This is a genomic window from Thauera sp. K11 (genome assembly GCF_002354895.1).
Classification (GTDB): Bacteria; Pseudomonadota; Gammaproteobacteria; order Burkholderiales; family Rhodocyclaceae; genus Thauera; species Thauera sinica.
The window spans coordinates 2826772-2838072 of record NZ_CP023439.1; the positions used below are offsets into that span (position 1 = coordinate 2826772).

General features: G+C 60.3%; 7 protein-coding genes. All 7 read right to left on the reverse strand.

All coding sequences use genetic code 11. The features are described from left to right. Positions 1–19: 19 nt before the first annotated feature. The 7 genes from CCZ27_RS12210 to CCZ27_RS12240 all read right to left on the reverse strand — a co-directional run bounded on the left by CCZ27_RS12210 (position 20) and on the right by CCZ27_RS12240 (position 11301). Complete coding sequence (locus tag CCZ27_RS12210; RefSeq protein ID WP_385961716.1) at positions 20–2872, reverse strand: TrlF family AAA-like ATPase; 2853 nt, start codon at positions 2870–2872, stop codon at positions 20–22. 10 nt (positions 2873–2882) lie between these two features. After that, positions 2883–3626, reverse strand: coding sequence for a hypothetical protein (locus tag CCZ27_RS12215; RefSeq protein WP_198363113.1), 744 nt, complete (start codon positions 3624–3626; stop codon positions 2883–2885). Between the two features lie 193 nt (positions 3627–3819). Beyond that, a protein-coding gene (locus CCZ27_RS12220) for an IS5 family transposase (RefSeq protein WP_096452499.1) occupies positions 3820–4625 on the reverse strand; the annotation gives its coding sequence in 2 pieces (ribosomal slippage) (positions 3820–4277 and positions 4277–4625; 807 coding nt in all). Positions 4626–4707: 82 nt separating this feature from the next. Next, complete coding sequence (locus CCZ27_RS12225) at positions 4708–7035, reverse strand: Eco57I restriction-modification methylase domain-containing protein (protein ID WP_096448526.1); 2328 nt, start codon at positions 7033–7035, stop codon at positions 4708–4710. 35 nt (positions 7036–7070) lie between these two features. Further along, a complete protein-coding gene (locus tag CCZ27_RS12230) occupies positions 7071–8903 on the reverse strand; it encodes an Hsp70 family protein (protein ID WP_096448528.1) in 1833 nt (610 codons plus the stop codon). 3 nt (positions 8904–8906) lie between these two features. Continuing rightward, positions 8907–10178, reverse strand: a complete 1272-nt coding sequence (locus tag CCZ27_RS12235; protein ID WP_096448530.1) for a coiled-coil domain-containing protein — start codon at positions 10176–10178, stop codon at positions 8907–8909. Then, entirely contained in the window at positions 10171–11301 is a 1131-nt protein-coding gene (locus CCZ27_RS12240) for a hypothetical protein (RefSeq protein WP_157748571.1), read from the reverse strand. Before CCZ27_RS12240 ends, CCZ27_RS12235 begins: the two co-directional genes overlap by 8 nt.

An 11301-nucleotide genomic window follows, 5' to 3' on the forward strand; every position in this document is an offset into this window, starting at 1 on the left:
CCTTTCTTCGACGCAACCGTTAGAAGTGATATTTCTCGCTGCGCCGCTTGAAGGCCTGCTCAGAGCCCTCCATGATATCTAGCACTGCCTGAGCTACGTCACCGCGGTCCAGCCCACCTTTTGCGCGTGGCTTGCCACGACCATCGCGTGCTTCGAGCGCAAGAATTTGCTCGGCATCTGCATTTACCGGTAGGTTCGCGTTATGTGTCGCGACAATCAGTTGGCGCTTGGTCTTTGCGGCCCGAAGGTCCCGGACCAACGTCCGATAGATGAAGCTCGAGTCCAACTCGTCCTCGGGTTGGTCAATCACAATGGGGCCCTCACCACGTGCGAGCATCATGTTCAGCAAGACCGTGTTGCGTTGGCCTTCTGACAGCGCACCACTCATCGCACCGGCCACGGACCCATCCTCACGCAGCAGTTCGACGTCGATGCCATCACTCACACGTGAGACGCGTACGTCCTCCCATATCGGACGCACGTCTTCGCTGCCAAGGTGAGCCAGCAGCGGCACATGGAGATTTTCGCGAAAGGCCGTATCGAGCAGCGTAGGCTCCAATCGAGCAAGCTCAATGGTCTCCCATGCAGAAGCATCTGCCCGCTGTTGCCACCTGCGGAAGAGGTCTTCTCCGATGTCGTCCCAGCGCTTAGCGAGCTTCCCACGTTTGTCGGGCGGTGCGAGACGTCCCCAAGCAGCCCTAAAAGAAGACTCGTCTCCCATGTATGCGGTTGTTAACCGCACTGTTTGCGATGCTACAGACGCCTGAATGTCGGAGGCTGTCGTGCACCGGGCATCGAACTGTGCCCTCCAAACTTGGTGCAGTTCACCGAGAACCACAGGAAACTTATTAGCCTCCTTCTGCACGTCCGCCAGACGCTTCTGAAGCTCTTCGACCAAGCGAAGCTTCGCCTGTCGTTTTTCCTCAAGCTCCTGCATACGCGCAATATCATCTTCACGAATACCCCGTGCAGTGCAGGCCTCCCTGAAACGTTCTTGGACTGCGTTGATTGCGATAAGAGTCGCTCTCGCGCCATCTCCGCACAAAACGCTTGCCTTGGCTTGCCGATAGTCACTCAAGGCCTGTCCGATTAATGCGGCGAGTTGCGCTCGTCCTTCCTCTAACTGAGATGCTGTTGTCTGAAACCACTCAGCATTCGGCCATTGACTCGCCGTGGCAGGCAACGCGACTGGCGCGTCAGCTAGGTCAGCCAATACTTGCTCTATGGTTCCAACAATAGGCGCATCATCTTCCTGCAACCGCGTCAAATGCCTTCGCGCCTCAAGAGCAAGCTGGCTCTGCGCAGAGTCATCTTTGACCGCCTCGCGAGCCTTTAGCTGGCGCTCCAATTCGACGGATTCCTGTTTCGCCTCATCCAGTTCCGACTGAATGCGGGCGGCGTCCCGCATGCTCTGAAACAGGGTCTTCAACCTCGCCTTGAGTTCGCGCTCACGCGCATTTAGCTGCAGCAGGGGGGCGCCCACCGCCGCATCGATCAGCGAAAGCACCTGAGCTTGCCCCTGCGAACCGCTAGTCATCCGGCTGAGTTCCCCCTGGCTGAAGAACTGCAGTTGCAGCTGCCGCAAGACTGTCTTTAGGTCTGCCACTTCGCGACCGTCGAGCCAGCGCTCTGGCCCCACTGCGCGCCCGGGTTCATACACAAGAGTGTCCGACACACCATTGCCAACTTCGAAGGTCACCCGAACCTGGGAGCCGACTGTCAGCGATTCCCTCAGCACCTTTCGCTTGCGCTGCAATGCATGGTCGTCTTCGTCCGACTTTGCTGCGGGGTCCTCATAACCAATCGCAAAGCGGATGTATTCCAACAGTGACGACTTGCCGCTACCCCGTCCCCCGATGACACAATTGAAGCTCTCAGAGAAGTACACCTCCTGGTCGTCGAGGAATCTGGCACCCTTGACCTCTACCTTGGTGATGCGGGGATGCGTGAGGGCATCGCTCGGGCATTCGCCCATGAGCCGAATACGAGATTGCGGGTCCAGAAACGCTTGGCGAAGGGCCTCGACAGATGGCTTAGACATCTTCAGCCACGTGTGGCGGTAGCCAATCGCATTCGGGCCTGGAGCGCCGTTTTTGTCGCACCTAAGGGACTTGGCGTCCGACGACATCACATAAGCTGGGTGGCATGCCGACCGCGCCCACGCCTTATCGCGCCCTTCTAAGATGTCGAGGATGCGCTTCGACGGCGGGTTTGAGGTGACCTCCAGCGCCAACAACTTCTGATTCTTGTAGTCCTCAATATGGCGCGAGTCACTGAGGATGCCATCGTTTTGATCCGCGTGAGCAGCGATGACTATTCCGTTGTGCTCGCCCTGCACCAATTCAATCAGCTCCTTTAAGCTGACATTGGCACCATTTCTCCGCAAGGGCATTGGACGTCCCTGGCGAAATCTCTCGTTTTCATCCAGCCCCAGCTTGCACAGCAGCTTGTTAACCCGCCAGACGTGACTCACCTTCTTCGCCGGCTCGAATAGACACAGCACGTGGTAGCCGACATCAACTTCGAAGCCCGGCAAGATGTACAGAGGCTCACGTCCTAGCTCGGCTGCAACCGACTTGTTCTGTTCCACCAAATGCGTGAGGAACCAGTCTCGCGGGTCAGTTTTCTGAGAAAAATTGTGGTCGGTGACACCAATCAGCTCCAGGCCAACTTCGTGGCAACGTCTCAAATATGCACGAGCCACCTCCTGCAATCTCTGCTCGTCAGGTCTCGCTGGCCCTACCACGCCATTTGCATCTGGCGCTGGTGTGCGCAAGGGGCGCCGTGGGTCCCCTAGTCGAGTATCCCCATCACCCCAGTGCGCACCGTCCTCAGGGGTTTGAACCTGAAAGTCACACTTGACCCAACGCATCCCTTCATAGTCAGCCACCGTATGCCTCCCGTGCTGCTTTCTTCTCGGCAACCGTCAGATGATGGTCATTGATGCGGTCACCCTTGAACACCGCGAACCGCGGCGCGCTCTCCACGTCCTTGCCGCGGTCTTTGTCCCACTTGATGTTGAGCTTCGGGCCCTTGTTGTGGCGCAGCACGCTGGCGGTCATCCAGGGGCGGATGTTGAGGCGCACGCCGTCTTTGAGGTCGGGGTTCCAGCCGATGGGCTGCTCGGCAAGCAGTTTCCAGCGCACGAAAATGTCGTAGGGCGCTTCGCCTTCGAGGATGGCTTCGAGCTTTTTCTTCAGCGCCTGCGCGGCGGCCAGCCGCTGCGGGGCCCCGTCGAGGCCGCTGGCCACACCCGCCTCCTGGATGCGAATCCAGTCGCCCAGGTAGGTATGGATGAGGCGCTCCAGGTTGCGGGCGTCGAGCTTGTGGTAATTGACCAGCGCGCCGAAGCCGTCCTTGAGGCCGTCCCACACATGCCAGATGAAGGGGCGGTGTTGGAAGCGCTTGGCGTGCTGTTCGAAGAACTTCTCGCGCAACCACACCTCCAGACTCTTGCCGGCGCAGTCAGCCTCGGCCAGCAGGCGGTCGAGGGTGGAGGCTTTCCAACTGCCGGGGGTGACGGTTTCCCAGGCGTCGATGAGGAGTGCCAGCAGGCGCTCGTGGGCGGGCTTTTCACCGCGCACAGCGGGCAGGCAGACAAGGCCGTCGTCGTCGGCGTGACCCACAAGGTGCCTGCACCTCTCCGTCCAGTTCCGCGTGGCATCGCTCAGCTCAAGACTGTCATCGCGTTCAGTAGGCCACCGATAGCCGAGGAGGCGTGCCACTGCGACCTGAAGCGGGTCTGACGAGGCGGCCGGGTGACCATGGAACAGCCACTGCGTCGGGTCTTCGGTATAAGAAGCGCTAACAAAATGCATGCTATGCCTTTCGCAATTGCCGCCAGCAGATGATGCAGCAGGCTATCTCGAGAAAGGCTTCGTGGATGATGGCCAGCCGCTCGAAACGGATGCGCAATCGCCGAAAGTTGTGCAGCCAACCCAAGGTGCGTTCCACAACCCAACGGGTCTTGCCCAGACCGCTGCCATGCGGTTGGCCCCGGCGGGCGATCTGGGTGGTGATGCCTGCAGCGTGGAGCGGTCGGCGGTACTTGTCGTGGTCGTAGCCGCGATCGGCCTGCACGAGTCGGGGTTTCGACAGCGGTCGGCCGCGCTTGCCACGGATCGGCGGGATCGCCTCGACCAAAGGGAGAAGCTGGGTGACGTCGTTGCGGTTGGCACCGGTGAGGATCACCGCCAGCGGGATGCCTTGCGCTTCGGTGATGAGATGGTGCTTGGAGCCTGGACGAGCGCGATCGGTGGGGTTCGGTCCTGTTTTTGACCGGCCCCCACAGCGCGTATGGACGAGGAATCGACGATGGCGCGAGACCAATCGAGGCGGCCGGCAGCGCGCAACCGTGCAAGCAGCACTTCGTGCAGGCGGTCCCACACGCCGGCCTCCTGCCACTTCCGTAGTCGTCGCCAGCAGCTCATCCCTGAGCCGCAGCCCATCTCCTTGGGGAGCATCTCCCAAGGAATGCCCGACTGCAGCACGAAGAGGATGCCGGTGAGCACCTTGCGGTCGTCCAGTGGCTTGCGTCCGGGATACCGTTCCCGGCGCGGCTTCGGTGGCGGCAACAGCGGCTCGATCAACGCCCACAATTCGTCATCCAGTATCGGTTTCGCCATCTCCTCTGCCTCGACAAACAAGGCAGAGGTTAACAAATGAAATCAAGGGTGAACAGCCCATTTCATCATTTTGTTAGAGCTTCTAAGTGGCTGGCAAACCGTTCGGGAATTGACGTTCGGCCTCAGCCTGCCAGCGCGGCAGGTCAAAGCCCACCCGTCCCAGCGCTGCATTGGCCACGCAGATTCGCCTGTCGATTTCGTGCACCGCCTCGGTGTATTCGTCCGAAGAGCAAAACGCCATCACTGCGGGCAGTAGCGACTCATCGCGGGGAATGATGGCAGCCGTGGTCTGGTTATAGAAGTTACCGAGATACGGGCCGGCTTCCAACTGCCGCATCCGGCTCACCGCCACACCCTTCTTACCCCACGCTGCCTGGCCACGGATGTAGGCGAGGCCGCTGCTCATCAGGTCTCCGCTGCCCTGCTGCCAGTAGAACAGCGAACTCAAACCCGTAAGCTTGCCGGTCTCTTCCGGAGACTCCTGCATGTACTCCCAATCCGGCGTTCGCAACGGAAGTTCCCAGAAGAAGCGGCAGTAACGAGGGTAGTCGCTCGTCTGCAAGCCCACATAGGGCGTGGCGAACTCGGAGAGCGGCGGCAGGCTTCCACCCTGGGTCAGGGCAATCAGATAGTCGGGGCTTCCGCTGACCTGCGCGAAAGCAAGCGCATCGGGCACGGCTGCCCCCAGGGCCGCAGCCTTCTCCTCCGCTGTGCGATGTATCGCGACATCGACAACGGCGATGTGGCTATCCACTTCCGGTACGAGACGCTCGAACACCAGCAGCGACGGGAACGCCCCTGCCGCGTCCACGCTACGGAATGCCCCCTCGCCTAGATTGGCGACACTCCGCAGTGCCGCCTGCTGGAGGATGGCGCGACGGTGCGCCCCATAGCTGCCAGCGAACAGCCAGGACTGCTGCAGCACACAACCGACTCGGCCTTCTGGTTTGGCGAGTTTGAGGCAATACTCCAGAAACACCGCTCCCAGGTCGTGCCGCGCGTCGTAGAACTGCGCCTCGACAAACTCACGCAGCGCGTCACACATCCGCCCGCGGCCCAAGAAGGGCGGATTAGTCACCACGACGTCGTAACGTTCCCGGAGCAAGGCGACGGCACGCGCAAACCCCTGCGCGGCGATGAACTGCTCCTCGCCCTCTGCATCCCCTGCGCCCCTCGAGTCCTCTTTCGCCAGGGCCTCTTCCCATTGCGCAGAGTCGAACTGCACTGGCAGCAGACTGCCACGCAAGGGCGCCGAACCCGAACGACGCCGGCTCGGCGCACGTCCGGCACAGGCCAGGTTCAGTTCAGGCAGAGGGCGAAACCCTAGGGGGCACCCCTCTTCATCGGGATACGACCACGCCGCGAGCGCCAACGCAAAGGCGGCAATCTCCACACAGCGCGCGTCCAGTTCCACGCCGAAAAGGTTCTGAGCCAACACCGAGTCGACGGCATTACGAACACTCAGCCCCTCTGCCAACACCCGCATGGGCACCAACAAATGCAGCGCAGCCACCAGGAAATGCCCCGACCCGCAGCACGGATCCATCAGCTTCAGGCTCCCGAACCGCCCAATCGTCGACTTCGAAGGCTGCGCGCTACCGCCCGCATTCGGGGTAACGAGGTAGCGCAGCGCCAAACGCTTGGCCAGCTCAGGATGACTCGCGCGCCACAAAGCGCCGACGGTGTTGTGAAGCAGGTATTCCACCATGTAGGGCTCGGTGAAGAGCTGGGTCACTGCCGGCAATTCGTCAGCACCCACCTTCATCTGTGAGGCATTCACCTCTTCCTTGCGCTTACCCTGCCAGAATTGGTAGGCCCAGCCAAGGCTGTCGGATGCCAGGAACACGGTTCGCGGAAGACCTGCCAGCAAGCGTTCGAGAGCCTGCTGGTATTCCGGTGCAAATCGCAGAGCAAGCACTGGCGAATCGGCGCGGAAGAGCTGCGGCAGCATTCGCTCAGCCAAGCGACCTGCGAGTTCCCACCCACTTCCGACCCTGAGCGCCGAGCCAGACGAGCCAGCCAGCTCGTGGCACTCGTCCAAGGTCACCGAAACCTCGCCTTCCCAAATCAGCAGGTGCCGCTCGGCGAGAAAACGGGCAAACAGCATCCGGTGCCAATGCTCGTAAGCCGTCTCCCAAACCAGCCGTTGCACTCCCTGGATGCCATCCGCCCCCAAGGCGTCACCCAGCACCCTCGCATGCGCACGTAACCTACGGCGAAGCGCTCGCTGCGGCTCGTCCAAATGCGCGGGCGCCTCATCCTCCGCAACGCCCAGTTGGAACAGGGCGGATTGCGCCCCCGCTTCTGCCGCCTCCCTGGCAGCGCGCACAGCCGCCTCTAGCTGGCCACGCAAATCGCTCGGCAACGTATGGCCGATGGTGCCGCGCAGGCCGGGAGACGGGTCAGTCATATTCTTCCTCGATACTCAATTGCTAAGCGAAAACGCTACCGCTCCGCACCATGACGCGCGTACCCACCGCTGGCGCACCGGCAAAGGGGGTCGTTCGAGCGGCGACCGCACAAAGCGCACGGCTGGTAATAAAGCTTTTCGGCTACCTGCACCGGCGGAGGGTTATGGCGAACGTCGAAGTAATAGGGGTTCAACTTAGCCATTACTTCGCCAGGCACAAGCTTTTCGTCCTTTCGGGAGGACACGTTTGATCTGAGCACGATATCTCCGGGACCACGCAAACTGGCCACACGGATGTTCTCCGCGACATCACGCTCCGCCCCCTCGACGCCTCGCTCAGCGCTCACCCGCCGTGCGGAGTCTTTTTTTTTAGGCACTTCGAGGGCGAACTCAAGATGGTGGACCTCGCAGCGCGCGGCATCACGCTGATTCAGCGACTGAACCACGCCGGTAAGGATGAGGTTCTCATCCACTTCCACCTTCAGGCTGAGTCGCTCCATGAACGGCTGAGCCTTCGAGTCAACCTTGACTTGCATCGTGCTCAAGACGGTCCGCGGGTCGTCCCGGTGGACATCCCGCCCAACACGCAGAGGCGTAACAATCTGGAAGCGTGCATGCCCATCGCTCGGGTCAACGCAATACAGGCTGAACTCGTCAGTTCGGCGCTCACCCTCGACAGGCATCTCAACGCCGGCATCAAGCAGCCCCATGTAGGAGTTGCGTGCCAACGAAAGCTCTACGTTCTTGGAGAGTCGAAGTCGTGCCTGGTCGTGTGCAACCCACGCAGCACCTTCGGAGATGAGCGACGCGCTGCGCTCGGATAGAAAGACCCGTGCCGGCCCAAAAATCTCATGCAAGCGCGACTTGATGAGTGGCATGTTCGCCATGCCGCCAGTCGCGAGGCATAGCGAAATCGCTGCGGGCGAAACCTCGTACTTTTCGAGGAGCTCCGTGATTCTGGCAACACCTTTCTTGACCAGGCTCCCGACGATGGCCTCAAGGTCATCTCGGGTAAGACGAAGGTCAAGCGCCGCATCGTCGACACCGCTGAAGAAATGTTCAACGTATATCGTCCAACTGCTGACCGCGGGGTCGCTTAGGGCAATTTTGGCTTCCTCACATTCATGAAGCAGACGTACGTCCGCCCCTGGCAGTCGCTCGACCTCGCTTCCTAGTCCCCGTGATTCGCGAACACGCCGTTCGACCTCATGACGAACCGACTGGTCGAAGTGGTCACCCCCCACATCGTCCGTACCGTAGTTTTCGAGCTGGACGAAGACCCCATCGACGAGCCGGCACAGCGTCAAGTCCAGCGTTCCACCGCCCCAATCGAAGACCAGCATGAGCTGCCGGTCATAACGGCGCAGCTCGTTCTCCAGCGTATCCAGTGCGCGAAAGTGTCCGTATAGCGCAGCCAGCGGCTCATGTACAAACTGCACAATACTGATGCCCGCCATCCTGAAGGCATCGCGCAGCAAAGCTCGCCTGCGCCCCTCCATGTTGACCGGAATGGTGACAACCGCCCTGTCGAAGTTCAGATTTCGGACGATGTCCGATTCGATGGCCTCATTTCTGAGATATGCGACGACATCGCGAACGATATCAACAGGGCTGCGGGCCACCCCCTCGACATCAACACTCTCTCGACCCAGCATCGTCTTGGGGGACCGAACGACGCTCCCATGCACCCCCAGACCTGCCACGCCGAGCCGCTTGCGAGCCTCACGACCCACAATCGTCTGCCCGCCCTCGTATGAGACCACCGAGGGAATAGGCTGCCCTTCATCCTCAAAGCGAATCACCCGGTCGCCGACCACCACCGATACCAAGCTGTTGGTCGTACCGAAATCGAAACCGACTACCGTCATCGCTTACTCCTCCCTCAGCTTCGCTATCTCGGCACGCAGTGCGTCGACCACTCTCTCGGCACGCTGAATCATCACTTCGACCCGTGGATTCGGGTTGCGCAATGCGCTCAAGCCAATCTCGAGTTGCTCAACATCAGAGACCAGGCGCTTCACCAAGCGATGGCGCACCTGCTGGTTGTCGTCACGAAGGTGGGTGACCTTCACATCCTGGCTGCTCTCCAGCTTTGCCAGCCGCTCCTGAGTCTCGCTTCTTTCCTTCTCACGCAGCGCCTTCAGCGCACTGAGTTCGGCACTCAGGCTCTCCTTCTCGGCTAGCAAACCGTCGCGTTCCTGACGCAACTGATGAGTTTCAGCAGCACTTTGATGTGCTCGCTTTGTCTGCTCTTCGGCCTGTTGCTGAAATACAGCGCATGCAGTCGCAACCGGTGCAAGCTCCGAGACATCGGTTATCGCGCGCAGCTTGTCGGTATCGTCCCCGATTGAAGCTGCCGCCTTCTTCCACACCCCCTGGAACAGCATCTCCGCAACGTCATGCAGGCTGCGCCCACGCATCTCCCTCAGCCACACCGCAACCAGATACGAGGCATTCCGGTGTAGCGCGTCGAGGTCGGCACGACTCAGGTCGGAATCCTGTGCCTCCTTTGTCGTCCCGAACTCCTGTATCAATCGCATGGCCTCAAGAGCAGATGGACTGAAATCCCCTTGGTTGATGAACAGCGCCAATGCAGGCTGCTCACGGAAGAGCGGGTGCTGCAATATTGCCTTCTTCACAAACCCCAGCAGTTCGTTCCGAAGCGACGGATAGCCCTGAAACTCCCGACTGACAAACACGAGTTGCCTCGGTACGGCCAACGTCACATCTTTCTCAGCAACTCCAAGGAGCTCAGGTTCCCGCTCACCAAGCCTGAAGTTAGTCGCCAGATTCCGAATGAAACCAGCCTTCTCCTTTAAGTCCGCCAGCTTCTGCCCTTTCCTTCCATAGGCATACTCGATGTAATCGGCGAGTGATTCGGGCTTGTCTTGCTTCGTCCCCGTCTTTTCACCTCGCTTGGCCTTCGCTGGCGCGGAATCATTCTCGTCAGCGCCCTGTTCGCGGGCGCTACTCGGCTCACCGGTCAGTTCCGCAAGTGTCGATGTCGAAGTTGGCTCCGCGTTGCTTGCCCCGTCAGGCTTCGCAGAGTCTTGCCGCCACGACTTGCGGCCCGGGACGGGCTCGGAGAGTCGAACCTCCCCCGTCGCCTTGCTGGTAATCGGGATTCGTTTTTGCTTAGTCATTGTTCACGTCCTTCGCCTGCAGCCTGCCGAGCAGTCCTTCTGCCCAGGTCTCGGTTTCCGGCAACCCAATCAGCTCGCGCGCAATCTGCCGCGCACGCTGGTCATCGCCTCTGACGAGACAGCTCTCAGCCAGCATCAGCCTGATTTTCAGCTTGTCGTACTCGGCCCATGGATGTTCGAGGGCCGCTTCCAGGTTGCCCAAAGCCCCAGCCATTCCGTCGAGCCCACTCGCCAGCCAAGCCAGTATTGATTCCGAATGGATGTCAGTGAGGAGCGCTTCGATGGCACTGTCAGTCTTGCTTGAAAACGGCGCGCCAAAAGCCCCTGAGCCCCCCTGCTTTGCCGCCAGCAGACTCTCGAATGCACCCGCCGCCGTCCGTAGGCGTTTGGTCGGCGCGAGACGGCGTGCATCAGCGAAGCGGTTGAAGTGAAACGCCACCAACGCGCGAATCAAGCGAGCAACCGGGCGGTCGAAACCCGCCAGCGTCTGTTCGGCTTCGTTGAAATATCTGAGGTACTCGTCAAAGTGAAGACTCGAGCTTGGCGCCCGCTCCTTAGCCAGTACGCCGTATAGGTAGCGCGTCAGACCTTGGACGAAGTCCTTCGCGCTCTCGAACGCCTCGCACTCCCGAATCAGGATCTGGATAGTCTCGACGGTCAAGCGGCGCAACCCGGCAATTCGAAGAAGGGCCGCCTCAACGCCTTTCAAGTCTTCATCACGGGCAATGCGTATATCCACCCTGTGGGAAACCGTGACCCCCGTCCCAATCAAGTCGAGATTGACGAATTCGTCACGAAGCAACGCGAGGTGGGGTGCAACACGGCTGACGGGCATGGCGCGCCCATTGACACGCACCTCTTGAGCCAACGCGAACTCGAAGTCACCAGATGCAAACGGCGACCGAATCCTGACGGTTTGCGCGCCAAGCTCAAATCCTTGGAAGAATGCCCGTGGCTGCCGAAGCGGATGAGCCTCGAATCGATGCTTCCGAAGCACCTCAAGGCTGTTGAAGCTTGCACTGCAGCGTTCGCAATCGAACCGCATCGTCAGGTCGGGCCCAGTCCAGTCACCAAACCCCGTCGGTTCGTGGAACTCGCTGTAACCGGTATGCCAAAAACCCAT